Origin of the sequence: Streptomyces sp. 1-11 (assembly GCF_007176755.1) — a bacterium.
In the GTDB taxonomy this organism is placed as follows: domain Bacteria; phylum Actinomycetota; class Actinomycetes; order Streptomycetales; family Streptomycetaceae; genus Streptomyces.
In genome coordinates, this window is record NZ_BJTV01000009.1 from 290,448 (window position 1) to 315,771 (window position 25,324).

A 25,324-nucleotide genomic window follows, 5' to 3' on the forward strand; every position below is an offset into this window, starting at 1 on the left:
CGTCGAGCGCTGTGCTGCTTTGACCGTCGTCCGGCCCTGGTACACGTCGCGGCCAGCAGGGCGCAGGGCGCACTTCGCCTATAAGAGACACGGCTGCGGCAACGATTCGGATCAGCCATTGGAACCCTTTTTTGCGCAGGGCTTCCCTTGTCACTCCGCGTGGGTCGCTGTGCATGAGGCCGCCGCCACCGCGCGAGCCGGTCGTGGTGCCGCGTGCTGAGGAGCGGGTCTTCGTGCGGCCCGCCCGCGAAGGGACCCCACAAAAGGTGCGCATCCATCGAACCGGGTGACGTCCGCCGCCCGTGGAAATGAACAGCGCTACCGACCACGGGATCCCCCCACACCGACCGCAAGGAGCGAGCTGAGATGACCGACACGCTCCACTCGCAGCGAGGACCCGTGACGCCCGCGACGCTCACACCGACCAGGCACGTGGAAGCCTCCGCCGCCGAACGGCCGGCCCGTACGCGGCGCGAACGTCACGCACTTCGGTCGTACGAGGCGCTCGGGGAACACGGCGGCTTCACCGCCCGCCTCCACTCGGGCACGTTTGTCATCGCCCGCGACGGCTACGTCGCAACCGGCGCCGACCGCGTTCGGCTCTTGGCAGGCCGCCGGGCCGAAAGGACGACGTCGTGAGCGTGTTCCTGCCGGGGATCGGTGCCGCCTGCTGCCTCGGCTTCGGCTTTGTCCTCCAGCAGCGACAGGCCCAGCGGGCGCCCCTTTCCGAGTCTCTCTTCTTCCGGTTGCTGCTCGGCCTGATGCGTCATCCGCAATGGCTGGTCGGCGTCGCCGCGATGATCGTGGGCATGGTGCTGAGCACCATCGCCCTTGCCAACGGCGAGGTGTCGCTGGTCGAACCGCTCACCACGACCAACCTGCTCTTCGCGATGGCACTGTCCCGCTGGCTCACCGGCCAGCCGCTCGGCTGGAACGGCTGGGGCGGGGTGCTGCTGCTGGCGCTGGGCGTGACGGGGTTCCTCGTCGCCGGACAGCCGTCGGAGGGCGGGCACCTGGCCGGGCCGCTGCGCCAGTGGATCCTCTTCGGCATCGTCGTCGGACTGGCCGGGCTGCTCGTCACGCTCGCCCGGCACCTCCGGCCGGCGCTCCGGGCGGCCGTGCTGGCCTGCGCCGCCGGACTCCTGTACGGGTTGCAAGACTCCCTCACCCGCATCTCGAGCCGCATCGTCAGCAGACACGGGATCGCAGTGCTGTTCGCGCACTGGCAGCCCTACGTGGTCGCGTGCCTCGGCGTGACCGGCCTGGTGCTCGTCCAGACAGCATTCCAGGCCGCGCCGCTGCGCTCCTCACTGCCCGCGCTCACCGCTGCGCAGCCGCTGGCCGGGATCGCCAGCGGCGTCGGCATCATCGGCGACCGGCTCCAGGCCACGCCGGGCGCGCTCACCGTGCAGACCGTCGGACTCATGACGATGGTGATCGGCATTGTGCTGATCGGCCGCCACCCCTGTGTGGCTCCAGAAGTCCCGCACGGGCGCTGAGCCGCGTGTGCGCTGAGTCCTGATTCGCCGTCAGCCACTGCAGTACTCGTGGATGAGCAGGGCTGTGCCTCATACCCCCGACCTCTTCAGCACCATGCCCACCAAGCCCGGGCTCGGCGGGCAGCTACCGTCCGACCCTCAGGCGCGTGGGCCCAGCCAGGCCTCCGGTATCGACGTGACCCGCAGCAAGTCGAGCAAAAGGTGCGGATCACTCGAACCGAGGGGCGTGCGTCGGCCGTGGAACTGAATGAGCGCGCCTATCCACGATCCGGCCCACCGACCGCCCCGACCTTGTCGGCGGTCTCACCCCGTTCCGAGCTCCGCACTTCCACAGAAGAGCAGAAGACCATGTTCGTGACCGATTCCCCCAGCCCGAGCTCACAGCTCGGCCGGCCCTGCCCTCACCAGGCGTTGCTCACCCTGCCCGCGCAGGAGGCGCACGTCTCCGCCGCTCGTCACTTCGCGGCCGATCTGCTCACGGCCTGGAGTGTGCCCGCGAGCGAGCGGGACTCCGCCGTTCTCATCGTCGACGAACTCGCCACGAACGCCGCCCAGTACGGCCGAGAACGCATGACCCTCCAGCTCGTCCTCCACGACGGCACTCTGCACATCGTGGTCACCGACTCCGGCAAGGCCGTGGAGCGCCACCGCCCCGACATCGCCCCCGACGAACACGGCCGAGGCACCTCCATCGTCCAGTACCTCGCCCAGTCGACCCAGGTGCACCAGACGCGCAGTGGCCGCGAAGTCCGCGCCTGCCTGAGGTGCTCGCCATGACCGGCCCGGACGTCCCGCACGGGCCGCGGCCCTCCGCCGGGGCCGACACTGCGGCACAACGACAGGCCACCGGGGGCGGCTGCGGCGCCGGGTCACCCGACGACCCCTCCGCGCGGTCCTCCGCGGCCCACAAGCCGCGCCCCATCGACGGCTGCCCGGACCCGGCCCAGGTGCCCACACGGCTCCGGGCGAACCTGTCGGCCCTCGACCACGCCGGCCCCGACCACGACACGGTGCTGTGTCAACGCTGCGGCAGAGGCATGAGCGTGGAGGTCAGCCCGAACAGCGGCGAGGACATGGCCGCCCCGCCCCCGCATGAGGCGTACGCGGACGCCCCCGACCTGCGTCGCGAGATGCACCAGGTACTCGCCCTCGGTGCCGAACGCGACGGCCGCCGGGCCAGGTCCGTCATCGGCCCCCCGGTCGACGCGACGGCCGCCGAACGCGCCTGGCTACTCCGCCGGGCCGCCCTCATGGACCGGATGGCCCTGGACGATCCCGGCCCCGGCCCGGCCGCGGCCGCCGCACAAACCGCCGAACAACTCGTTCTGCACGACCGCCGCCATCCCGACCTGGTGGCCGGCCCACACCATCCCGACGCCATCACACTCGCCCCCAGCCGCCGCCTCTACGTCCGCCAGGAGTACGCCGCCTGGACGGCCGCAGGGCGCCCCGGAACCTGAACCGACCCCACCCCCGTCAGGAGGAAGGACATATGACTCGCAAGGATGTCGACTCCAGGAACACCCCCACAGCAACCGACCGGCCCCACTCGCCTCGCCTTCCACGCTCGAATGCCCTGCGTGAACAGTGCGCCGACCTGCTAGAGGAACGGTCATGCCAGGGAAGGGCGATCAACACACCATGGCCGAACACGCAGACCCACCAACCGCTCCAGGTGCCCGAGCGTGATTGCTCTCAGGGACAGCGGCTGGGGGTCCAACCGACCCGAAGGCCCCCGCACATCCTGCGGGCCGGGCAGCCGGCGCAAGTGGCCATGCAGGTCACAGGTGGTGAACTACGCCCCGTCATAGGCCTGTTGCTGATCGATCTCCCCACGGTCGCGGCGGCGCCCCAAGGCCGTACGGATACGCACGGTAGCAAGCATGCGTTCGAAAGGCTGGTGTAACGATGTTCCGCAATGCGTTGGAGCCCTGGCACCTGCTGCTCCTGGTCGCGGTAGTGGTTCTGATCTTCGGTTCGAAGAAACTACCCGACACGGCCCGGGCGCTGGGCAAGGCCATGCGAATCCTCAAGAGCGAGACGAAGGCCATGAAGGACGACGGCGCCTCGAACGAGCCACGCCCCGAGCCGGAGCCTGCACCGGGGCCGCGGACGATCCCGGACGCTCCCGAAGACACCGCCACTGTCCGCACCGTGCCCACGGACAGCACGACCAGACACCGAGACTGAGCCCGGTCCAGCGCGCCCCTGGCTGATCCCCCGCACGAGATGCTGCCCGAGCCTCCCCTGCCGGCTCGCCTCTCGCGTGAGCCGCTCCACCGGGCGACAGAGACGATCAAGTACTAACGCCGGGCCGGTGGTCTCCGGCCCGGCGCACGAGATGAGGACGCGGCGTGCCCCAGTCAACCCGCAACAAGGAGAAGGATTCCGGGGGGCGGATGCCGCTCGCGGAGCACGTTCGTGAGCTTCGCAACCGGCTCGCCAAGGCCGTCCTGGCCATCCTGGTCGTCACGATCGCTGCGGCCCTCCACTACAGGGACGTCATAAACTTCTTCACCAGGCCGGTGCTGGACTCGGTCGGCTGCCCGACGTCCTTCGCCGTTCTGGCCAAGCAGACCGCGAACACCACCTGCGCGCGGATTACGATCAACGGTCTGCTCGCGCCCTTCACCCTGGCGCTGAAGGTGACCCTGATGACCGGCGTCGTGCTGGCCTCGCCGGTATGGCTGTACCAGCTGTGGGCTTTCGTCGCTCCCGGCCTGCACAAGCACGAGCGGAAATACGCCTACGCGTTCGTCGGCGCGGGCGTCCCCCTGTTCTTCGGCGGCGCCTTCTTCGCCTACAAGGTGCTGCCCACGACCGCGAAGGTGTTGATCGACTTCACCCCGCACGGGGTGAGCAACCTGCTGCCGCTGGACGATCTGCTCGACCTCGTCACCCGCATGGTGGTCGTCTTTGGTCTCTCCTTCGAGATGCCGCTGCTGCTGGTGATGCTGGACCTCACCGGGGGAGTGTCCGGCCGGCGAATGCTCGGCTGGTGGCGCGGCATGATCCTGGGGATCACGGCCTTTTCGGCTGTGGCGACGCCGAGCACGGATCCGCTGTCCATGCTGGCGCTGGCCGCGCCGATCTGGGTGCTCTATTTCGCCGCCGTTGTTTTTTCGCTTTTCCATGACCGGCGCAAGGCCCGCAGAGAGGCAGAGGGACCGGGCGACGACGAGGCCTCCGACCTCGAACTCACGCCGCAGGACATCGGCGAAGTGGAATCGGTGTCCGCCGGCCAGCCCCTGCCCGCGCAGCCGGACGCTGACGACGACCGCGCCCACGGGTAACAAAAGCCAATTCGGTCACCGGCGGGCTTGACGGTTCGTGCCTGGGCCGTTGCGCCCACTGCGAGGACCCAATGCGGCACTGGTGCTGATGGACGGAATGGCCGGACGCCGGGGCGGCGCTCGCTCAGGCCGGGAAGTGACGCCACTTGCCCTCGGAGACGACCTCGACCGCGCCGTCGACGACCGTGATGGCGGTGTCGTCGTCGATCGCGTATGCGGGATTCGAGAGGCCGGCTGCCCACTTCTCCGCCTCCGCCATGGTGTTCTCCGGCAGGGCTGTGTGATCCACATGCGGGAAGATCGAGAAGTCGACGACGCCCAGCGCGCTGTCGTCCCCGGTGGGCGCCGTCCACTCGACGAAGTATTCGCCGATACGAGGGGCCATCACCATGCTCCCGGCGCTCAACCCCACCCAGACCTTCTCGCTCAACGACGGCAGCAGGTCCGCCAGGCCGGATTGCCGCATCCAGTGCGCCAGATACAGCGCATCACCGCCGTTCACCAGCAGGACGTCCGTCTCCTGGACCCAGGGGACCCAACGCTCTGCACCGATGCTGGGCAACGCCGTGAGCTCCAGCACTCCCAAGGACTTCCACCCCAGGTCGCACATGGGCAGGCGAGACTGTCCACTGATGAACCGCCAAGCCCCAGCAGGACTGCCCATGGGGTGCCCGTACCCCGCGGTGGGAATGCACAGGGCGTCGGACTCGGCGATCGGCTTGCCCAGCAGCCGCACCAGCGCGTCCTGGATGCTCGCGTTGGTGATACCCGCCGCCGTAAGAAGAAGCTTCAAAGTGGCCCCTGACCCGAGTGTGATGGAGCGGTCTGACCGGTAGACCGGGGACCACGTCGAAACTCATCGCTGTGCAGCGTGGCCATGCACCGGCGGTCGGCGAACGGACATGTAGCGCAGGGCGAGGCTCGGGGCTGGGGCGGGCGCGAGGGTCGATGGCACAGCGAGCGGCCGCAGCCATGCCGTCCGACGTGGGCCGACGCCTCGCCGAACCGATGGCATCGCTCAGCGGGGCCTGAGTCCGTCGACGACGACGTCCAGCATGCGGTGCAGTTGGGGGCGTTGCTCGGGTGCGCCGGCCACGGAGAGCAAACCGGCGAGGATGCCGCCTACCTCGACCGGGTCCATGTCGCTGCGCAGTTCTCCTGCTGTGGCGCCGGCCTCGAGCACCATCGCCAGGACTTGCTGGACCTCGTCGCAGACCGGTCCGGTGCCGAAGCGGCCGGAAGCGCTCATGGCGACCAGGGCCTCGCAGATGCCGCGTCGTTCGCCGGCCCAGTCGGCGAATCGGAGCATCCATGCGTGGAGGGCCTGTGCGGGCGGCTTGGTAGCCAGCAGGGTGTGCGCGTCTTCGCGCAGGGGGCGGATTTGGTCCCGGTAGACCTCTTCGACCAAATCTTCTCGGGTGGGGAAGTGCCGGTACAGGGTTGCGTTCCCCACTCCCGCGCGTTTGGCGATCGCGTCCAGCGAGATCGGGCGTCCGGAGGCGAAGGCTTCGGCGGCCGTGGCGATCAGCTGCTCGCGGTTGCGCTGCGCGTCGGCGCGCAGGGTGCTGCGTGGAGGTGTCATGACCTTCGCGATCGTGAGTGTCGGATGAGGCTCGGGAACTATTCGGGGATGTCCCCGGTTCAGTGTACGGTGTGACAAACGGGGAGTTCCCCGATTACGGGTGGCCTCACCCATCGCTTCAGCGACGAAAGGTTTGCCATGTCTAAAGCGGTCATCACCGGGGGAACGACCGGGATCGGCACGGCGGCTCGATCGTGCTGACCGTCGGCATCGGACCCCGTCGCGGCACCCCTGGCGCCACGGTGGGGGCGGCGACACGCGGCGCGCTGCTGGCCATGCTGCCCTTCCTCGCGCTCGAACCGGCCCCGCGCAGGACTGGCGTCAACGCCGTGAGCCCCGGGGCCACCGGCACCCCGCTGCTCAACATCACCGGCCAGGACATCACCGTGGCCGGCGGCTACGGGCTCGGCGCCTGAAACCCGGGCGAGTCGACCACCGATCCGCACCTCTCGAACGCCACGAACCGCACCTCACAGGAGAACACGATGGCACTCACTCTCGACACCTATCGGCTGCTGGGCCGTTCCGGACTCCGGGTCTCACCGCTGGCGCTGGGCACGGCGACCTTCGGCACCGAGTGGGGCTGGGGCGCCGAGCGCGACGAGGCGCGCAAGCTCTTCGACCGCTACACCGAGCTCGGCGGCAACTTCTTCGACACCGCCAGCACCTACACCAACGGCAGCTCCGAGCGACTGCTCGGCGAATTCGCCCGCACCAACCGCGACAAGATGGTGCTGGCGACGAAATACTCGACGCTGCGTCAGCCCGGTGACCCGAATTCCGGGGGTACTCACCGCAAGAGCATGCTGGCGTCGGTGGAAGCCAGCATGCGGCAGCTCAACACCGACTACATCGATCTGCTCTACGTGAACGTATGGGACTTCAGGACGCCGGTGGAGGAGATCCTGCGGGGCCTGGACGACCTGGTGAGGCAGAGCAAGGTGCTGTACGTGGCGATCTCCAGCGCCCCGGCCTGGCAGGTGTCGCGCATGCAGGCGATCGCCGACCTGCGCGGCTGGTCACCACTGGTCGCCCTGGAGACCGAGTACAGCCTGATCGAGCGCACCGCGGAGCGTGACCTGATCCCGATGGCACGCGAGATGGGACTCGGCGTGGTCCCCTTCTCCCCCTTGGGCGGCGGGGTGCTCACCGGCAAGTACAGCCGGGAGGACCAGAATCAGGCGGGCTCCGTTGTCGGCGAAACCGCCGGCAACCGCAAGAGCCTCAACGTCGCCCTGGGATGGGTCACCGACCGCAACCTTGCCATTGCCGATGTGGTGAAGGAGGTGGCCTCGGAGCTAGGCCGCACACCCGCCCAGGTCGCACTGGCCTGGACCCTGAAGGCCCCGGGCGTGACGGCACCCATCATCGGCGCCCGCACCATCGCGCAGCTGGAGGACAACCTGGGTGCTCTGCAGATCGACCTCACTCCTTCCCAGCTGGCCCGCCTCGACGAGGTCAGCTCCATCGACCTCGGCAATCCGCACGGCTTGCTCGCCAGCGATCACATCCGCACGGTCACCACAGGCGACATGAAGATCGAAACCCTCGGCTGATTCCATTCATGAATGGCGACATCCAGATATGTCGACATGCTCTTGATGATGGAACGGAGCAACCTCGGTATGGGTAAGTACAGCGACAAGGATGTGGTGATCACGGGTGGCAGCAGCGGCATGGGGCTCGCGCTGGCGAAGCTGCTGGTGCAAGGTGGAGCCCGCGTGGTGATCACCGGCCGTTCTCAGGCCAAGCTCGACGCGGCAGGCGAGCGGCTCGGCGAGAATGCCGTGGCTGTCCGGGCGGATGTGGCCTCACTGTCCGACCTGGATATGCTCGTCGGCCGTGTGAAGAGCGAGCTCGGCTCGATCGAGGCTTTGTTCGTCAACGCCGGCATCTCACCCCTCACGCCCCTCGAGTCGACGACCGAAGACGTGTGAGGGCGGAGCGGACCGCGAGCAACCCTATGAAGCGCTACGGCACCGTCGAAGAGTTCGCCAAGGCGGCCGCATTCCTCGCCTTCGATGCCACACCGGTCTACCCTCGGGGGCGCGCGGCCTGGGCAGGGCGTCCCGGGCGGTCAGGGCCAGGTCGAGGCGTCTGTTCATGTCCAGCTCGAACCGGCCGTAGGGGTCCACATGGGTCCAGAACAGCGGGGAGAGCGCCCGCCGGTCCGCGGTTGGTGATCTGGTGATGTGACTGGGTGAGTGAACGCAAGCCGTATCCGCTACGGGATCCTGATACCGCACCGGCGCTTGGTCCGCGACTACGAGCACCGCTCCTCCTCCGCCTCCCGCGTCTACTGGGCGATGTCCCACGTCATGACCCGACGCCTCACCGGCGCGAACGCCCCCACCTGGCGCGACCGGCAGACTGTGACCGCGTGACTATCCAGCCCCTACTCAACGCGCTCGGCATCCAGGAAGACGCCGCCAAGGACCTGGCCGACGGCCTCCGCACACAGATCGCCGAACTACAGGGCCGACTAAAGGAATCCGAGACCCATCTCGAGCACCTCGCGATCACTCGGAAGACCGTCACCGGCCTCACCGACCGGGAGGTGTCGAGCGTTACTGCGTACCGCTTGATGGCGATCGAAAACGGGCCACGATCTGGTGTGCGTACTGATCCTCCGGGCCGCAGTCCTGGACCGCTCGATGGGCCTCCTGGGCCCGATTCGTCTCGCACAGCAGCCGGACAAGGACGTACAGAGCGTCACGGTCACCATCTTTGGCGCGGCTACGCAGAACCGCCTCCATCCCCTGATCGCGAAGCGATCTGTTGAGTCTCCGACGTGCATGGACATCCGTGAGAGCAAGCTCCGTGAGTTCGGAGAACCGCTCCGCACGGGCGAGCAAATCCATGTGCCACAGATGGTTGTCGTGCATGTCGTGATCGGTGGAGTAGCACTCGGCATGGGCGCTTACCAACGCGATGGCCGCATCCCAATCCCGGAGCTGTTCCGCTACCCGGGCCTGCTCGAACCAGTCCACAGGACGAGTATCGCGCAGTGCTGTCTCGTACAGCGTGGCGGGAGTGGTCGCCTATGACGGTCCGCGAGGCCCAAGCACCTACCGCAACCCGTCAAATGCCATCAAAACGACCTCTTAGAGACAAGCTTCTCAATCTGATGGTTGGCCAGTGGTGATGCTTCTCGCCGGTGGTCGGTGAGCGGTGTAGGAACCGATGCGGGTGGTTCGGGCGTTTCAGCTTCACGGCAGGGGCGCTGTTTCTAGGCTGGGTCCGATCGAAGCCGCGCGGGACGGGGGAAGCAAGTGGATGCTGAGGCGGTGCAGTTGGTGGAGCAGGCGGGGCCCTATCTGACGGCTGCGGTGGGGGCGTACGGGGCGGTGGTGCTGACGCGTGCGCAGGACGCTGCCGCTGATGCCACGGTGGGTCTTGGGCAGCGGATTCTTCAGTCGTTGTGGCGCCGTGGGGACGAGGCGGGTCGGGCAGAGCTGGAACGCGTGGTGGACGAGGCCGCCGACGAACAGGACGACGTCTACTCCGCAGCGGTGCTGAGCAGGCTCCTGCGGCGCGCGTTGCGCGATGATCCCGGGCTGCAGGAGGAGTTGTCGGCCCTGTTGCCGGCTGCGGGCACGGTCACCATCACGGCGTCGGGCGAGCGTTCGATCGCCGCGCAGCACATCCGTACTGCGATCACTGGTGACGGTCAGACCCCGCCGCTGCCGTGACGACGGATGACGCCGCAGCTGGGAATCGGATCGAGGCCTCCGGGGGGCGGGCCATCGGGGCCCAGCGCATCAGAGACGCCTACACCGGCGATCTGAACGTCCTGCCGGCCGGAGTACTGCACGCGCCGGACAAGGTCACTGCGGCCCCGGGCACCTCGAACCTGCCCCCGGCCACGCTCTGCCTGGGCCGGGATGATGAGCTGGCCTGGCTGCGCCGTGTTCTGGCGGGTGAGGGCGAGGGAGCGATCACGCAGAGCGGTGCGGTGCACGGGCTGGGTGGGATCGGCAAGAGCACGCTCGCTCTGCGCTATGCCCACCGCCACCGCAGCGACTACTCACTGATCTGGTGGATCAACGCCGCCTCCGCCGACGAGATCGAGACATCCCTCACCGAATTGACCAGGGAGCTGGTCCCCGATTGGGCGGCCTCGACCGAGCGCGGGGCGCAGGTGTCGTGGGCGAGGCAGTGGCTGGCCTGGCACCGGGGATGGCTGCTCGTCTACGACAACGTCGAGGACCCTGCCGACCTCGCTCCCTATATTGGCGCACTGCACCAGGGTCACCAACTGGCCACCAGCCGTCGCACAACCGGCTGGCCGGACAGTGTCGCCACCCTTTGTCTGGGCAACCTCAGCCCCGACGATGCCACCACTCTGCTGTGCCGTCTGGTGTTGAAGGACACCCTGCCCACGCCCCAGCAGAAAGTGAACGCCCGCGCGCTCGTCGCTGATCTGGGGTATCTGCCACTTGCCGTCAAACAGGCCGGCGCCTACCTCGCCCAGAACCGAGGGGTCAGCCTGGAGGCTTACCGGCGCCGATTCGGTGCCAAACTCTACAAAACCGCCCTCGGCGTCGACGCCGAACGTACCATCGCCCGAGTTTGGAACGTCACACTCCAGATCTTGGAGGCCGAGCATCCCCTGGCTGTAGAGGTGCTGCACACCGCCGCATGGCTTGCCCCCGACGACATCCCCCACAGCCTCCTCACACCAGTCGACGCAGACCCGGACGACATCGCGGAAGCCATCGGCACCCTCGCCGCCTACAGCATGGTCGCCGACACCGGCACCACCGTCACCATCCACCGCCTGGTCCAAACCGTCCTACGCACCGGTGACCACGCCCAACCACCCCGGCACTTGCAAGGACGCGCTCATGCCGAGCAAGCAGTCCTCCACCACCTGACCGCGGTCTCAGGGAAGGAGATCTCCGCAAGTCAGTGGGATGACCTCACCGCCCACCTGGTCACCCTCGCCGCCACGACACCGCCCGGACACCACAACGCTCGCCTCACTGACTCCTACGTCACCGCCGCCGACCGCCTGCACCATCTGGGCCACACGGCCCGCGCCATCCCCTTGCTGGAAGCCACCCTCGCCGAGCGTGGACGGGTCTTGGGCGACGCCCACCCCGACACCTTGACCAGCCGCAACAACCTGGCCGGCGCCTATCGCGCGGCGGGGGACCTGGAACGGGCGATCACTCTGTACGAGGCCACCCTCGCCCAGCGTGTACGGGTCTTGGGTGACGCCCACCCCGACACCTTGACCAGCCGCCACAACCTCGCTTACGCCTACCGGGCGGCGGGGGACCTGAAGCGGGCCATCCCTCACATCGAGACCGCCCTCGCCCAGCGTGTACAGGTTCTGGGTGATACCCACCCCCATACCCTGACCAGCCGCCACAACCTCGCCGGCGCCTATCGGGCGGCGGGGGACCTGGAACGGGCCATCCCCCTGCTGGAGACCACTCTCGCCCAGCGCGAGCAGATCTTGGGTGATACCCACCCCGACACCCTGACCAGCCGCAACAGCCTGGCCGGCGCCTATCGGGCGGCGGGGGACCTGGAACGGGCCATCCCTTTGTACGAGGCCACCCTCGCCCAGCGCGAGCAGGTACTGGGTGATACCCACCCCCATACCTTGACCAGCCGCAACGACCTGGCGGGCGCCTTCCGGGCGGCGGGGGACCTGGAACGGGCCATCTCCCTGCTGGAGGCCACCCTCGCCCAGCGTGAGCAGGTCTTGGGTGATACCCACCCCGACACCCTGACCAGCCGAAACAACCTTGCCGCCGCCCGTAAAGCGGCGGCGGCTGGGCAGCAAGCGAATACAGCCACCCCAGCGACCGCGCTGGACCATCAGCCACCCTCAGACACGGCCGAAGACTCGGCATGACCGCTCAAGGGTCGCCATCCCGGCAGTTTCCATGAGGGGATTCACGGGGAACAGCAGCGTCGATCGCGCTCCGGCTCAGGTCAGGGAGTTGCCAGGTCAGCCGCCATCCGCATTCGCCGTCTTCCAAACCGGCTCATTTGCCGGAGTGAGCAGCCCTTTTCAAGACCGCGTGCGGCGGCTGACATCAGTGGCTGACACCAACAAGCGCGCATACCGACGATCGCCACCGAACCTCAGTGGACGACCGACCGAGGCTCAGAACCGGTTGGTGGACATCGACTGTCCCCGTGGCCGACCTGATAAGGATGAGGGCAGATCTTCAAGTCTGTGCCTCCCGGAGGGTGCGGATCAGTTGCTGACTACGCGGGAGGGGCGTAAGGGTTCCCGTTGGGCACCGGTGGGCCACCCCACCGTGCCCCCGGTGGTGGGACAGGGACCCAGTCCGGGCCCCGGTGATCCAGCCACCATCTACCGATGGTGTGAAACTTTTTCTCGAAGCTGCGATCCCAGTTGAGGAACGCGGTGATCGGCGCCCGCAGGCGAGTACGGCGGCCACCCGCTTCGTAGATCACGACGGTCCGGCTCCCGAAGAGAGACTCGATCTGGATGGCCTGGACGCTCGACCACGGGATGGTCCGGCGGCGGAGGTTGTGCACGATGGCCGCGGATGGGGTGAGAGTGACCCCGAAGAGCCGGGAGGCGATCGGCACGACACACCACACGAGCAGTTCTGAGACCAGAAAGAGGCCGGACGGTCCGCCGTCCACCCGGAACAGGACCTGGGAGGCCACGATGATGATGCCGGGCACCATGGACAGCAAGCGTTGGAGGGGCGTCAACCGGTACCGGATGCGCGCCGGCGGTATAGCCGCGACCTGCGATTGCTCCATCGATCCCCGCCCCTCACTCGATGCAGCCCGTGATGGCCCGTCATCGCGATGGCAGCATGGCGGACCAGGGGCGCCCTGTCCATCTGCCTACTCTCGGGAGCTCGGGACGAAGAGGCCGTGCCAGATGCATGCCAGCTCGTGCGAGGAACGCCAGGGATCAGGGGCAGCTACCTGGCCTCACTGGGCGCGCCGTCCATCTGCTGTGGAGGGGGAGGGAGTGTCACGGGCTGTGGTCGCGTCCGTCCCGCGGGGCGAAGGCTGCGAGGGCGTCGGCGTCGGACGCGCGAGCGTGCAGGAAGTAGTCCGCCCACTCGGTGATGTCGGGGTAGGACGAGTCCTGGCTGAGCTGGGTGGCTGCGGCTTGGAGGTCGAAGTGCACGGTGCGGATGTCGGTATCGAGTCCGTTGAAGACTTCCTGCCAGCGGTCGAGGCGGGAGTCGACCAGGACAACCTCCTCGTCGTCGCGAGGGGTGGCATGGCAGAACAGCACCTTTCCCAGCCGATGTGGTCGGCGGTGCGGACGTCTGGTTCGGCGAGCACTGCCTCCAGGGCCGGCAGGACTCCGTGAATGTCGGACAGGACGGCTACTCGGTTCAGCATGGTCACCACTGTGGGGCGAAGGCAGCCGAGCGGAATGATCTTTCGCCGGCGCGTAGTTCAAGGGGGGCCGTTCAGCGTGTGTGGTCGCCGGGTGCGTAGTTCTTCCAGGGGGCTCCGGCCGCGGTAGCGATGCGGGCAACCAGGCAGCGCACCGCGGCGGCCGCCACCAGGAGGGGCAGCACCACCAGGCACGCCGATGTCGTGCCGCCCGCGCGGCCTCTCGCATCAGGCTCGCGCTCGTGCTCGCGCCGCCCTCGTATCCAGCCGTCGCCATCTGCCGCCCCTCCCTCGTCACGCCGGAGGCTGGCGCTCCGGGGCGATCTGACATCGTCAGCGTCGTCTGGTGTCTCTCGGGCAACACCGAGGAGTTCACCAGGTAGAAGGTGCGGTTGTCGGGTACTTGCAAGAACGCTGTTTGCCCAACGGCAACGATCCTGCCACGCCCCTGGGAGAAAAATGACGATCCCGCTGGACACCCGGTCCTCTGAGCCCTCGCCGGCATCGACGCTCGCCGGACGATACGAGCTGGGTGAACATCTGGGGGCCGGCGGTGCCGCGGACGTTTATCGCGGCATGGATCTGCGGCTCAGTCGTCCGGTGGCGGTCAAGGTTTTTCGGCCGGGGAGCGGCACGAGCCTGAAAGACCGGTTCGAGGATGAAGCTGTCGTCCTGGCCCGCTTGCACCATCCCGGACTGGTGACCGTCTTCGACGTCGGCCGCCACGAAGGGCACGCCTTTCTCGTCATGCAACTGGTCGAGGGCAGCACCCTGCGCAGGCGCATCACCGAAGCGACCATGACCGTTCCCGCTCTTGTCGAGCTCGGGATCCCGCTGGCCGAGGCCCTCGGACACGTGCACCGGGCGGGAATTCTGCACCGTGACGTCAAGCCGTCCAACATCCTGCTGGACGCGCTGAATCGGCCCTACCTCACTGACTTCGGCATCTCTCGGGCGATCGACGCCACCGCGACCACGCGGGACGGCGCCATCGTGGGGACCGCCGCGTATCTGGCCCCCGAACAGGTCACTGGCCGTCGCGTGGAGCAGAAGGCCGACATCTATGCTCTCGGTCTTGTACTGCTGGAGTGCCTGACGGGTCGGCTGGAGTACGAGGGCGCCCCGCTGGAGTCCGCGGTCGCCCGGCTGCACCGGGCACCGCGGATCCCCAGGCGACTGCCTGCGGAACTACGCGATCTGCTGGGTTCCATGACCGCGATCGAGGCGGCGGACCGGCCCGATGCGCAGACGTGCGTGGCAGTCCTGTCCAGGTTGCAGCGGTGCGAGGCCGGCGCAGGCGCTTCGACACCGGCAGCCGGCCTGCCGGACGGCGTGCGTTCCGGCTCCGACCGCGGAACTCAACGCGCAGACAGCCGAACGGTCCTCCGGCGTCACAGGATGACGCTCGCTGCGGCCGGGGCGATGGTTACCGCGACAGCGATCGGGATGACCGTGCCGACGTGGGGCTCCGAGGCCTCAGCCGATCGGAGGTCGTCCGCGACCTCGCCCATTTCTCAGAAGCCTTCGGCGGCTGCCGAGAGCAGGGAACACAGGGTTGAGAACAGTGCTGCCCAGCCTGCCCGTACGGGAGAGCCGGTGCCTACAGGCGCCGTAGCGGCCGTGGACTCCATTCCGGCTCCGGCGACGCCCCTTTCGTCTCGGCGCCCACAGCCGGAACAGGCAGACCACAAGGACGACCATCACGCCCAGAAGGATTCGGCAACGTCCCTCGCGTCTCGGTTCTCACGACCGAAACCGGCGGGACACAAGGACCACCATCACACCGAGAAGGCGACGAGGGACAGGGCCAAGGGTTCCGAATCCGGCGGGGAACACCCGGCCAGGAGCGGGCCGAAAGCAGGGAAGCACACGGCGGACAAGGGCGGAGGCCGAGGAAAGCCTCACCGGTAGCGACAGGAGGGACAGTCTCGCTGTGTCGAGTGGACTGGCGGCAACCGCAACGACGTCACCCAGTTACTGCCCCTGCTCGACGCGATCGCGCCCGTCCGCGGCCGCGTTCGCCGTCCCGTCGCAAGCCGGACTCGCTGCTCGCCGACCGAGGCTATGGCCACGACATCTATTGCCACCAGGTCCGCCACCGAGGCATCGTGCCTGCCATCGCCCGCCGCGGCACAGGGCTGGGTACCAACCGTTGGGTGATCGAGCAAACCTTCGCCTGGCCCCATGGCTTTCGGCGCCTGCGGATCCGCTGGCACGACGGGCATCCCAAAGCGAGAACCTCGGACTGCGATGCCGCCTCGGCCCGGGCGCAAGCCGTCACCGGTAATCCAGTCGCCAGGACCGGTCCCGTTCGGCAGACTCCACCCAGTGGACCAAGTAACGAAGATCGCGAGCCGGCTGGCCGGCGTTGGCGGCGTCGTCGCGGTCTGCCTCGGCGGCAGCCGGGCACGCGGCACGCATGGTCCCGGTTCCGACTTCGATCTTGGCCTCTATTACCGCCCTCCGCTGGACACCGCCGCCTTGCGCCTGCTCGCCACCGAGCTGACCGGCGGCGAGGTCGAGGTGACCGAGCCGGGCGGGTGGGGTCCCTGGGTCGACGGCGGTGGCTGGCTGACCGTCGAGGGGGTGCACATCGACTGGATCTACCGCGACCTGGACCGCGTGCACCGGATCTGGCGGCAGTGCCAGGCCGGGCACTTCGAAGTAGGCACCCAGGCGGGCCACCCGCTCGGGGTCTACTCGCACGCCTACGCCGGTGAGGTAGCCCTCGGACGCATCCTCGCAGACCCCACCGGTGAACTGGCCGCCTTGCAGGAGCAGATCCAGACCTCATACCCGCAGCCGCTACGTGAGTCGCTGGTCGCCAACGCGCGATGGGAAGTGCCGTTCACTTTGTCCATCGCCCGCAAAGGCGTGACCCGGGGCGACGCCTTCTACATCGCCGGTTGCCTGTTCCGCGTGGTGGGACTCCTCGTGCACGCCCTGCACGCCCAGGCCGGGTGCTGGGTGGTCAACGAGAAAGGAGCCGTCCAGGCGGCAGGGCAGCTTCCGACCGCTCCGGCCGACTTCTCCGCACGCGCCCACGCCCTGTTCGGCGCGCTCGGCGCCACCTCGGACGAGCTCACCGCCGCGATCGACGACGCGGACCAGCTGGCCGCCGATGTCTTGGGCAACCTCTCTCCAGGGTGACGGGGCGCACTGTCACGCACGCTACTGCAAGTGCTCCACCTGCATAGCTACGGACCGCTCGCCCGATTGCCCCGGATACGACCTGGACCACCTGGTACATCGACGCCGCCATCGCCCAACTCCGGGTCAAAGACCACGAGATCCGGGACGAGGACATCGCTCGGCTCTCCCCGCTCAAGCACCGCAACCTGAACCTGCTCGGCCGCTGCAGCTTCACCGCCAGCGTTCCGGCCGCCGGTGCCCTGCGTCCGCTGCGCGACCCTGATCTACGCCCGCCGGCCTAGGGCGGCGGGCGTCACTTCTCGTGTGTGCCGGGTTCCGCGTTGATGGATGTCTGGTAGACATCCGCGTACGTAGGGGAGTCCTTGACCAGGTCGTCGCAGAACGCGGCGACGTCGGTGCCGATAAGTTCCACAACCCCCTTGCCTGCGGCGACGCCCTCCTCGAAGAAGTCGACGATCCCGGGGAGCAGGGGCCCGTCAGACAGGCTGGTCGGTCCGACTTTGAACAGGTACTTCTGCATTTCCTTGTAGACGATCTGGTAGTCCGGGGGAAGTGCCTTGACCCGAGCCACGTGCGCCCGCCACTGTTTTTTGCCTTCGATGATGTCGTGGATGCTCACGTCAGCCTCCTAGCCGGCTCAACTTCCTTGCGACGTTCCTGTTCAACTGCGCGCGCCACCGGTCGCGATAGGTCCGGGCCCCTGCTCCGCCGGCCAGCGCGGTGCAGAAGCCTTGGATGTCCTCGCCGAGCACCTCGTGGACGCTCTGGCCGTCCGCCGCTGCTACTTCGAGCAGCCCCAGGGCGGAGTCGAGGATCGGCGCCAGGTTGCGACCGGTGAAGTCCCCGTAGGGGAAAAGGTGAGTGATGATCTGCCCCCAAGCCGCCCGGTAGCCGTCCGGCAAGACCTCGGCCCGGGCCTCGAACGCTTTCCATTCCCTGGTGAGATCGCTGCCGGTGGCCTTCTCCCAGAAGTTCATCTCCCGCCCTCCTTGAGCCTGTCGATGCGTGATGAGACGTACTGCCACTTCGCCCAGAACTTCGCGAGTTCCTCGCGTCCGGCGTCGTTGAGCGCGTAGAACTTGCGCGGCGGACCAACCTCGGAGGGTCGTTTCGTCACCTGAACGAGCCCGTTCCTCTCCAGCCGCAGCAGGATGGTGTACACCGTCCCCTCGATGACGTCGGCAAAGCCGAGCTCGTTCAGCTGACGGGTGATGGCGTACCCGTACGTTTCCTCGCTGTCGATGATTTCCAGCACGCACCCTTCGAGCGTGCCCTTCAACATCTCCGTCAGGTCTTCCATCGCGGGTACTCCTCAGCCCTGTCGGTACTGCGTAGTACCGAGTACCGCTATACGGTACCACTGAGTAGTGAAGGGTGGCAGGGCCTCGGGGGTTGAGGAACATCCATGTCAGATCGTGCGCTGAGCCGACGTCGGCCCTGGTGGGCGACCGGCGGGGCATCGGCACGGGCGCCCTTCGCCTTGACCGGGCAACGACGCTGGCCCGGCTTTCCTACGGACAAGCCCGCGCCCTGCTGGACGACCACACCGCGGCTGTCGACCGCGCGTCGCGGGCCCCGATGCGGGAGGGTGTTGTCCATTCACAACGGACGGAAAAGAGCAAAGGCAAGGAGGTTACCCACTCCTTGCCACTTTCAACTTATAGCGCACGGGGGGCCTTGCGGCAAGGCCCGGGTCGTGGCGCAGAATCGTCGGCCGAGGCCAGAACTTGGGGAAATCAGGGATTCGCGAAGTATGTGCGCCTTCGAAATGCAACCTTGTTGAATGGGGGGTTCATGATTGATGTGATCGTTGCCGGCGGCGGACCGACCGGCTTGATGCTGGCCGGCGAGTTGCGGCTGCACGGCGTGCACACGCTCGTGCTGGAGAAGGACGCGGAGCCGACCAGGATCGTCCGCTCGCTCGGCCTGCACGCGCGCAGCGTCGAGGTGATGGACCAGCGCGGTCTTCTCGAGCGGTTCCTCGCGCTCGGCAGGCAGCACCCGGTCGGTGGTTTCTTCGCCGCCATCGACAAGCCGGCGCCGGACCAGCTGGACACCGCGCATCCGTACACCCTCGGCATTCCGCAGACCACCACCGATCGCCTGCTTGCCGAGCACGCCACCGAACTCGGCGTCGAGATCCGGCGCGGCTGCGAACTCGTCGGGCTGAGCCAGGACGAACACGGGGTGACCGCCGAACTCGCCGACGGCACGCGGCTGCGCTCGCGCTACCTCGTCGGTTGTGACGGCGGCCGCAGCACGGTGCGCAAGCTGCTCGGTGTCGGGTTCCCCGGCGAGCCCTCCAGGGTCGAGACGCTGCTGGGCGAGGTGGAGGTGACCGCGCCGCCGGACACGCTGAACGCCGTGATGGCCGAAGTGCGCAAGACCCACAAGCGGTTCGGCGCCATGCCTCTCGGGGACGGGGTGTACCGCCTCGTCGCGCCCGCCGAAGGGGTGGCCGAGGACCGTACGGTGCCGCCGACCCTGGACGAGCTGAAGCGGCAGGTACGGAAGCTGGCCGGCACCGACTTCGGCGTGCACTCACCGCGCTGGCTCTCCCGCTTCGGCGACGCCACCCGGCTGGCCGAGCGCTACCGGACCGGCCGGGTGCTGCTGGCCGGCGACGCGGCGCACATCCACCCGCCGACCGGCGGGCAGGGGCTCAACCTCGGCATCCAGGACGCGTTCAACCTCGGCTGGAAGCTGGCCGCCGAAGTCAACGGCTGGGCACCGGAGGGACTGCTGGACAGCTACCACACCGAACGGCACCCGGTGGCCGCCGATGTGCTGGACAACACCCGCGCGCAGATGGAGCTGATGTCCGTCGAGCCGGGTCCCCAAGCAGTGCGCAGGCTGGTGTCGGAACTGATGGACTTCGGGGAGGTGAACCGGTACCTGATGGAGAAGATCACTGCGATCGGGGTCCGCTACGACTTCGGCGAGGGGCATGAGCTGCTCGGCCGACGGCTGCGGGACGTGGGGCTGAAGCGGGGTCGCCTCTATGAGCTGATGCATGGCGGCCGCGGGCTGCTGCTCGACCAGACCGGCCGCCTCTCGGTGGCAGGCTGGGCAGATCGAGTCGACCACGTCGCCGACATCAGCGAGGAACTGGACGCGCCCGCGGTGCTGCTGCGGCCGGACGGCCACGTGGCGTGGGTTGGTGACGATCAGCAGGATTTGCTCGACCGGCTTCCCCGGTGGTTCGGCGCTGCGGTCAGCTGAGCGCGCAACTCGGGGCACGAAAGCCCACCGGGCCTGCCGGGACGGAGCGGGTACGCAAAGCTGTCACTCGTGAGGAGACGCTGTACCCGCTCCAGGCCACTGACCAGTACTGCCCCGGAGTGGGAGGCGGCCAAGAGGCCGGTCACTCGTCCTCGAGTAGTGGCGCAGCGCCCGCGCTCCGGCTCCCGGACGGCGCCCCGGCCGGCCGCCCGGCGCGGCCGCAGCTCCGACGCACCGGCCACCCATGCTGAGAGCAGGCCACGCCACGCGGCAGCCCTTGTCACGGCGCGGGTGCTGTCGATCACTGACAGGTCCGTTGTCAGTGTCGGCGTCTATGGCACGTATCCGCGGAACCGCTGCGTCGCGGAAAAGGTCGACCACTGCCTCCGCACTGGTCGCACCCCGGCTCCGGGGACGGTGTGCCGGGGCAGCATGTCCTGAGGCTCGTGCGGTCCGTCGGGCGGCTTCGAGAGCCGCACCTCCGACCGCATGACCTGCGCCGCGGACCGGACGGGACGCCCCGCGCGCCGATGGGGCGCGCGTCCGGCACCGGGCGGGTAGGGAGCACCCGCCCGGCAGGCCGTCGACGCGAGGGCGCCGGGACCCTCAGATGTCGATGACGCGGTAGGCGATGGTGTAGACGCCACCGGACCCCTCGAGCGAGCGGTACTGGATCTCGGCGCCCGCCTCACTGCCCGTCACCAGCGTCGCACCCAGCTTGTCGTCGCCGCTCGTCGTGTCGTAGTCCCACAGCGTCATGGTGCGCGCCTGCTGCTTGCCGAGGACGAGGGCCGCGTTGCCGTTGCCATCGGTCATCGACCGGACGTAACCCGGGCCCATCGTCTGGTACTTGAGGCTCCCCGGCCACACCTTGACGGCGTTTCCGTTGGCGTCGGTGACCTTCAGGTAGGCCTCGTCGTGATCGCCCTCGCTCTGCTGGTGACAGGTCAGCTCCAGCAGTTCGATGCGGACGTAGTCGATCGGCTCGGCCTGGGCCGCCGCGGCGAATCCGGCGACGCTCCCCAGCGAGAGCAGAGCGGCCGTGGCCACTCGAGCGATTCCACGCATGGTTGGTTCCCCCTTGAACGGTGTGGTGGCCCCGCGTTGTCCTGCGAGGCCCGTGCCGTCCCCCGGCACGCATCCACCCTGCCCGCCGTCACCGCCTCGCATCTACGCGCGTCCCACTGAGTGGAACGCGGCCGGACGCCCTCACGGAAGTACCTCGATCCCGGACCGGCCCAGTGCACGGGTGACGGCGGCGGCTGCTTCGGCGACCCGGTCCGCCATCACCTCCAGCCGCTGGCCGGCCTCGACCATCACGGCCACCGCCCCCACCACGGCCCCCGCCGCGAGCCGCACCGGCAGCGCGGCGCAGCAGACACCGGCCACCACGTCCTCCCTGTCCAGGACGGCGCCGCTGCGCACCGGGCCTCGCAGCGCTTTGCCCAGCGCCGTGTCCAGCGAGAACGCCTCGCCGTTGCGGACCGGCACGAGTGGCTCCGTCCGGCCGGGCACCGAGCAGACCGTCAGAGCCCGTTCCTCGTGCATCACCGCCAGCACCGCACTGCCTCCGGTGGCGGCTCTCAGCCGGTGCAGCGGCAGGCGTCCCGCCATGCGCAGTCCCGGGTGCGGCTGCCATGCCTGGCCGAGCCGGTAGAGCTGTGCGCCCAGCCGGTAGCGCACGCCACGGCGCTCCACGGCCCCCAGGGCCACCAACTGCTCCAGCAGTCGGTGAGCCGTGCTCTTGGGCACTCCGCAAGCGACCGCCAGTTCGGTCACCCCTGCCTCGTCGCCGTGCCGCCGCAGGGCTTCCAGCAGCGCGAACGCCCCCTCCAGCACTCCGCGTCCTCTGTCCGCCGTTCGTGTACGTACGGCTGTGTCCATGACATCCCCCCGATGGCGTGTTTTGGTCGCGTCGCCCCACAACGGCGCGGCCCTCAACGTCCGGGCCCATGTTCCCCGGACCGCTGTGCCGGGCGAAACCATTCCGGCGTGTCGCCCCGCACACACCTGGGATGCTCGAAGGCTGCCTTCGCGCCACCGCTCCCGTGACCGCTGAGAACGACGCCCACGCCGTTTTCCCGAAGGAAGGACGGCCCGGTGCGGCATGCGGTCCTCGCCGACGGTCTGGACGCGTGGCTTGTCACACGCTACGACGACGGACTCACCGCCCTGTCCGCCGGGGCCGGCTCGTCGGAGTTATTCGCGAGCCTCGACACATCGCCTGACCTGGTCGAATGAAATTGCGGACAGTCGAGGTGTTCCGCGTCGCGGATCATGGTTGACGGGTTGCAGCGGATGACCTAAGCTCACTTTCCATTCGATCAAGGTTGTGAAACTCTCGGGGGGTGAATCCAACCATGATGGTCGAGACCAAGTGGGGATTGTGCGAGCGTGAATGTTGAACATCCGCTCCACCTCACACTGTTCATCTTTCATTCAACTTCCGGATCCTGATGCCGGCCACCCTCAGTGGGCTCTCTCGAAGAGAGCCGTCGTGGCCATGGACCGTTGACGTGCCGCCGGGATGGCCTGTCGTGCTGGACAGCGGGAGTCGCCGACTGAACGCGGACAGCCGCTCCCGAAGACCGTCCGGAAGTGATCGGTCCGCACGAAGAACGCGCCAGCTCAGCCGGATCAATCGGCTCAGCACGCGGCGGTCAAGCCTTTTTCGGGCCACTTTGTTCAAATCCACGGGGACCGTGCGCGCATTCTTCGGCGGCGCCTTCTAGGATTCGACGCGGAGCCAATCGGTATCGGACCTGACGGGACCACTCGCGCGATTCCCGGCACCCGCTCCAACGGCCGCCGGCACCCGGTGTCCGTCATGTCACCGAGCGCTGACTGAACCGCGACGGACTTATTCCGGCCGCTGTCGTCCTGAACTCGACAAACACTGCCCTCCGGCCCGCAGAGCGGTTCGGTCCGAACCGCATGCCCATGCGCCGGCATTCAGGGATCCCGTAGCGCGAATCCGGCTGTTTTCCACCGGCTATGCCCCCATCAGGCACACCCACCGGCCTGATGCTCCTACTGGGACGGACACCGATGAGCGAATCGACCACGTTCAGCGAGACCTTCACCGTCACCGCCGACAACCCCCTGCTGCACGGGCACGTCGTCTACGGACGCAGCCTCCTGCCCGGAGTCGGCTACGTGGACCTGGTCCTCCAGGTCCTCGCTCGGCATGGCCACCCCATGCAGGACGTGGAGTTACGCAACCTCACCATCCTTGCCCCGCTCGTCGTAGGATCCGGTAACCGCGCCCTGACCACCGTCGAGGGACGCCGGGGGCCGGACGGCGGCTGGCGTGTCGAGGTCCGCAGCCGACGCCCCGAGGACACCGCCGACGTTCTCCACGCCGTCGCGACGGCGCACCGCTGTGCCCCCGCCGCCTACACCGAACGGCTTCCGCTGCCGGTCGACGGGGCCACCCGGAAGACCACGCTCGATGAGATCTACACCTGGTGCCGCGAGTACGACCTGGTCCACTCCGGTCTGATGAAGATCGGCGGCATGGTCCACCACCGACCCGGCGACTGGATCGCCGAAGTGGAACTCGCACCCGAACACCGGGGAACCAACCCCGCGTTCCTCTTCCACCCGGCCCTGTTCGAGGCGGGCCTCCTCGGCGGTGGCGTCGCCATCGGCATGCTGTACGGCGACAACGACGGCCCCGGCCTCTACCTGCCCCTCATGTTCGAGCGGTTCCGCGCCACCGGACCGCTGGGGAGCCGCTGCTACGTCCGCGTCCGCGCCGACTCCGTACGCCGGGACGAGGAACTCATACGGCTCGGCGTGGAGTTCTACGACGCCACCGGCGCGAAGGTCGCCGAAGTGGGTCAGTTCGTGGCCAAGCGGGTACGCGCCGCGTCGTCCCTCGACGTCAGCGGCGACGCCTCCACGCGGCCGGCACCGGCTCCCGCCGCGCCTGTGGTGGCTGAGGCGGCGGTTGCTTCGGTCGGGGGGAGCCTGGCCGAGGTGGTGCAGGGGTTGGTGGCTGCCCGGTTGGAGGTGGCCGCGAACCAGGTGGATGTGGGGCTTGGCTATTACGAGTTGGGGTTGGCATCGGCTGATCTGTTGTCGTTGGTCACCGCGTTGGAGGAGCGGCTGTCGGTGGAGTTGTCGCCGACGGTGATGTTCGAGTACCGGACGATCGCGGAGCTGGGGGAGTGGCTGGAGTCGCAAGTGCCGGCGCAGGCCCCGGTGACAGCCTCCCCCGCGACCCCTCTCCCGTCCGATGGTGGGCCGGCTCCCGTCGCCCCGGCTCCCGTCGCCCCGGCTCCCGTCGCCCCGGCTCCGGACGCCGCCGCCCTTCCACAGCCCAGCGTCCGGAGCGGCGCTCCGTACTCCGACTCCGCCCTGCGCGCCGCCCTCGCCGAGGAGGTGTCCGCGCTCCTCGGCGTTCCCCTCGCCGAACTCCACGCCGACGCCGAGCTGGCCGAGTTCGGCCTGGACGTGAGGGGCCTGGCCCACCTGGCCGACCGGGTGAACGCGCGCCTCGGCCTGACCGTCCCGCTCGCCGCCTTCCAGGAGCACCACACCCTGCGGGCCCTCGCGGAACACCTCGGCCGTGCACACCGCACCCCGGTCGTCTCCGGACGGCGGATACCGACGGCGCAGCCCCATCCACTGCTCCACCGGACCGTCAGCGGTGACGGCGACAGCGACGGCACGACGTACGAGACCCGTTTCACCGGCGACGAGCCGTTCCTGCGGGACCACCAGGTGCACGGCGACCGGATCCTGCCCGGAGTCGCTCATCTGGAGATGGCCCGGGTGGCTGCCACGAGGGCGCTGGGACGAGGCGATGCCGCCGCCGTCCGGCTGACCGACGTGGTGTGGCTGCGGCCCGCCGTCTGCGGTCCCGACGGACTCGTGCTGCGGGTGCGCGTTCGCACAGCCACCGCGGACGGCTGCACGTACGAGATCCACAGCGTGGACGAACGAGGTGACTCCACCCTGTGCAGCCAGGGGCGCGTGGCCCTGGCCCAGGACGCCCCGCGGCTCCCGGTCCTTCTCGACGACCTGCGTGCCGCCTGCGTCGATGCCGTGCACCCCGGCGAGCACATCTACGGGCTCTACGACGGCATGAACATGGTCTACGGCCCCTCCCAGCGTTCCGTGACCGGGCTGCGCACCGGCACCGACCCCGACGGACGCCCCCAAGTCCTGGCCGAACTGCGCCTGCCGCCCGAGGCGGAGCCTCTCGGCGTCGC

At 68.5% G+C, this 25,324-nt stretch carries 23 protein-coding genes and 6 pseudogenes; 19 read left to right on the forward strand and 10 right to left on the reverse strand.

Translation table 11 applies throughout. The annotated features are described in order from the left end of the window. The first annotated feature begins 366 nt into the window (after nt 1-366). The 6 genes from TNCT1_RS21395 (at nt 367) to tatC (ending at nt 4,792) form a co-directional block, all read left to right on the forward strand. Nucleotides 367-639 (forward strand): hypothetical protein, encoded by a 273-nt coding sequence (locus TNCT1_RS21395; protein ID WP_143634538.1) that lies wholly within the window; start codon nt 367-369, stop codon nt 637-639. After that, nucleotides 636-1,499 carry a DMT family transporter gene (locus tag TNCT1_RS21400; RefSeq protein ID WP_143634540.1) on the forward strand — a complete coding sequence of 288 codons (864 nt, stop codon included), beginning with the start codon at nt 636-638 and terminating at the stop codon, nt 1,497-1,499. Before TNCT1_RS21395 ends, TNCT1_RS21400 begins: the two co-directional genes overlap by 4 nt. 354 nt (nt 1,500-1,853) lie before the next feature. Beyond that, complete coding sequence (locus TNCT1_RS21405; protein WP_235902792.1) at nt 1,854-2,276, forward strand: ATP-binding protein; 423 nt, start codon at nt 1,854-1,856, stop codon at nt 2,274-2,276. Next, the gene (locus TNCT1_RS36385; RefSeq protein WP_235902793.1) at nt 2,273-2,959 is read left to right on the forward strand and encodes a hypothetical protein; all 687 of its coding nucleotides are present in this window, start codon (nt 2,273-2,275) and stop codon (nt 2,957-2,959) included. Before TNCT1_RS21405 ends, TNCT1_RS36385 begins: the two co-directional genes overlap by 4 nt. Before the next feature lie 448 nt (nt 2,960-3,407). Further along, nucleotides 3,408-3,689, forward strand: coding sequence for a Sec-independent protein translocase subunit TatA (gene tatA / locus TNCT1_RS21415; protein ID WP_143634544.1), 282 nt, complete (start codon nt 3,408-3,410; stop codon nt 3,687-3,689). 209 nt (nt 3,690-3,898) lie between these two features. After that, the gene (tatC, locus tag TNCT1_RS21420) at nt 3,899-4,792 is read left to right on the forward strand and encodes a twin-arginine translocase subunit TatC (protein ID WP_373920495.1); all 894 of its coding nucleotides are present in this window, start codon (nt 3,899-3,901) and stop codon (nt 4,790-4,792) included. A 124-nt stretch (nt 4,793-4,916) separates the two neighbouring features. Here tatC and TNCT1_RS21425 read toward each other — a convergent pair whose 3' ends face one another. Next, nucleotides 4,917-5,585 carry a Type 1 glutamine amidotransferase-like domain-containing protein gene (locus TNCT1_RS21425; protein ID WP_143634548.1) on the reverse strand — a complete coding sequence of 223 codons (669 nt, stop codon included), beginning with the start codon at nt 5,583-5,585 and terminating at the stop codon, nt 4,917-4,919. A 225-nt stretch (nt 5,586-5,810) separates the two neighbouring features. Next, on the reverse strand, nt 5,811-6,374 hold the full coding sequence (locus TNCT1_RS21430) for a TetR/AcrR family transcriptional regulator (RefSeq protein WP_143634550.1): 564 nt from the start codon (nt 6,372-6,374) through the stop codon (nt 5,811-5,813). A 188-nt stretch (nt 6,375-6,562) separates the two neighbouring features. On the opposite strand from TNCT1_RS21430, the pseudogene TNCT1_RS21435 reads away from it, so the two are divergent. From TNCT1_RS21435 to TNCT1_RS21450, 4 genes and pseudogenes are all read left to right on the forward strand, one after another. Further along, a pseudogene (locus TNCT1_RS21435) lies at nt 6,563-6,790 on the forward strand (SDR family oxidoreductase); the annotation flags it as partial. Nucleotides 6,791-6,859: 69 nt separating this feature from the next. After that, nucleotides 6,860-7,930, forward strand: coding sequence for an aldo/keto reductase (locus TNCT1_RS21440; RefSeq protein WP_143634552.1), 1,071 nt, complete (start codon nt 6,860-6,862; stop codon nt 7,928-7,930). 132 nt (nt 7,931-8,062) lie between these two features. Further along, a pseudogene (locus tag TNCT1_RS21445) lies at nt 8,063-8,305 on the forward strand (SDR family NAD(P)-dependent oxidoreductase); the annotation flags it as partial. A gap of 294 nt (nt 8,306-8,599) precedes the next feature. After that, a pseudogene (locus tag TNCT1_RS21450) lies at nt 8,600-8,758 on the forward strand (IS5/IS1182 family transposase); the annotation flags it as partial. Nucleotides 8,759-8,941: 183 nt separating this feature from the next. Here TNCT1_RS21450 and TNCT1_RS21455 read toward each other — a convergent pair. Beyond that, nucleotides 8,942-9,364, reverse strand: a complete 423-nt coding sequence (locus TNCT1_RS21455) for a hypothetical protein (protein ID WP_143634554.1) — start codon at nt 9,362-9,364, stop codon at nt 8,942-8,944. 297 nt (nt 9,365-9,661) lie between these two features. Here TNCT1_RS21455 and TNCT1_RS21460 point away from each other — a divergent pair, with 297 nt between their 5' ends. Both TNCT1_RS21460 and TNCT1_RS21465 read left to right on the forward strand, forming a co-directional pair. After that, nucleotides 9,662-10,066 (forward strand): hypothetical protein, encoded by a 405-nt coding sequence (locus tag TNCT1_RS21460; protein WP_235902799.1) that lies wholly within the window; start codon nt 9,662-9,664, stop codon nt 10,064-10,066. After that, a complete protein-coding gene (locus tag TNCT1_RS21465) occupies nt 10,063-12,243 on the forward strand; it encodes a tetratricopeptide repeat protein (protein WP_143634558.1) in 2,181 nt (726 codons plus the stop codon). Before TNCT1_RS21460 ends, TNCT1_RS21465 begins: the two co-directional genes overlap by 4 nt. Before the next feature lie 359 nt (nt 12,244-12,602). On the opposite strand, the gene TNCT1_RS21470 is transcribed toward TNCT1_RS21465, so the two are convergent. After that, nucleotides 12,603-13,133 (reverse strand): hypothetical protein, encoded by a 531-nt coding sequence (locus tag TNCT1_RS21470; protein ID WP_143634560.1) that lies wholly within the window; start codon nt 13,131-13,133, stop codon nt 12,603-12,605. Between the two features lie 220 nt (nt 13,134-13,353). Next, nucleotides 13,354-13,733, reverse strand: a pseudogene (locus tag TNCT1_RS21475) (hypothetical protein). Between the two features lie 456 nt (nt 13,734-14,189). Between TNCT1_RS21475 and TNCT1_RS21480 the strand changes: the two are divergent. From TNCT1_RS21480 to TNCT1_RS21495, 4 genes and pseudogenes are all read left to right on the forward strand, one after another. Next, the gene (locus tag TNCT1_RS21480) at nt 14,190-15,641 is read left to right on the forward strand and encodes a serine/threonine-protein kinase (protein ID WP_143634562.1); all 1,452 of its coding nucleotides are present in this window, start codon (nt 14,190-14,192) and stop codon (nt 15,639-15,641) included. Nucleotides 15,642-15,674: 33 nt separating this feature from the next. Further along, nucleotides 15,675-15,943, forward strand: a pseudogene (locus tag TNCT1_RS36390) (transposase); the annotation flags it as partial. A gap of 115 nt (nt 15,944-16,058) precedes the next feature. Then, nucleotides 16,059-16,880, forward strand: a complete 822-nt coding sequence (locus TNCT1_RS21490) for a nucleotidyltransferase domain-containing protein (RefSeq protein WP_143634564.1) — start codon at nt 16,059-16,061, stop codon at nt 16,878-16,880. Between the two features lie 83 nt (nt 16,881-16,963). After that, nucleotides 16,964-17,164: pseudogene (locus tag TNCT1_RS21495) on the forward strand (Tn3 family transposase); the annotation flags it as partial. An 11-nt stretch (nt 17,165-17,175) separates the two neighbouring features. Here TNCT1_RS21495 and TNCT1_RS21500 read toward each other — a convergent pair. From TNCT1_RS21500 to TNCT1_RS21510, 3 genes are read right to left on the reverse strand one after another with little or no spacing between them, the layout of a single operon-like run. Continuing rightward, nucleotides 17,176-17,502, reverse strand: coding sequence for a DUF1048 domain-containing protein (locus tag TNCT1_RS21500; protein ID WP_143634566.1), 327 nt, complete (start codon nt 17,500-17,502; stop codon nt 17,176-17,178). Between the two features lies 1 nt (nt 17,503). Beyond that, nucleotides 17,504-17,860 carry a DUF1048 domain-containing protein gene (locus TNCT1_RS21505; RefSeq protein ID WP_143634568.1) on the reverse strand — a complete coding sequence of 119 codons (357 nt, stop codon included), beginning with the start codon at nt 17,858-17,860 and terminating at the stop codon, nt 17,504-17,506. After that, nucleotides 17,857-18,183 carry a PadR family transcriptional regulator gene (locus TNCT1_RS21510; RefSeq protein ID WP_143634570.1) on the reverse strand — a complete coding sequence of 109 codons (327 nt, stop codon included), beginning with the start codon at nt 18,181-18,183 and terminating at the stop codon, nt 17,857-17,859. The genes TNCT1_RS21505 and TNCT1_RS21510 overlap by 4 nt, the downstream gene beginning before the upstream one ends. Before the next feature lie 494 nt (nt 18,184-18,677). Here TNCT1_RS21510 and rox point away from each other — a divergent pair, with 494 nt between their 5' ends. Beyond that, a complete protein-coding gene (gene rox / locus TNCT1_RS21515; protein ID WP_143634648.1) occupies nt 18,678-20,105 on the forward strand; it encodes a rifampin monooxygenase in 1,428 nt (475 codons plus the stop codon). A 159-nt stretch (nt 20,106-20,264) separates the two neighbouring features. Continuing rightward, the gene (locus tag TNCT1_RS36980) at nt 20,265-20,546 is read left to right on the forward strand and encodes an alpha/beta hydrolase (RefSeq protein WP_373920493.1); all 282 of its coding nucleotides are present in this window, start codon (nt 20,265-20,267) and stop codon (nt 20,544-20,546) included. A 165-nt stretch (nt 20,547-20,711) separates the two neighbouring features. On the opposite strand, the gene TNCT1_RS21520 is transcribed toward TNCT1_RS36980, so the two are convergent. Then, nucleotides 20,712-21,173: a hypothetical protein gene (locus tag TNCT1_RS21520; RefSeq protein ID WP_143634572.1), complete on the reverse strand. Its 462-nt coding sequence runs from the start codon at nt 21,171-21,173 to the stop codon at nt 20,712-20,714. Nucleotides 21,174-21,314: 141 nt separating this feature from the next. Then, nucleotides 21,315-21,989, reverse strand: coding sequence for a helix-turn-helix domain-containing protein (locus TNCT1_RS21525; protein WP_143634574.1), 675 nt, complete (start codon nt 21,987-21,989; stop codon nt 21,315-21,317). Nucleotides 21,990-23,153: 1,164 nt separating this feature from the next. Between TNCT1_RS21525 and TNCT1_RS21530 the strand changes: the two genes are divergently transcribed. Further along, on the forward strand, nt 23,154-25,324 hold a 2,171-nt coding region (locus TNCT1_RS21530; protein ID WP_174266385.1), incomplete at its 3' end, for a phosphopantetheine-binding protein.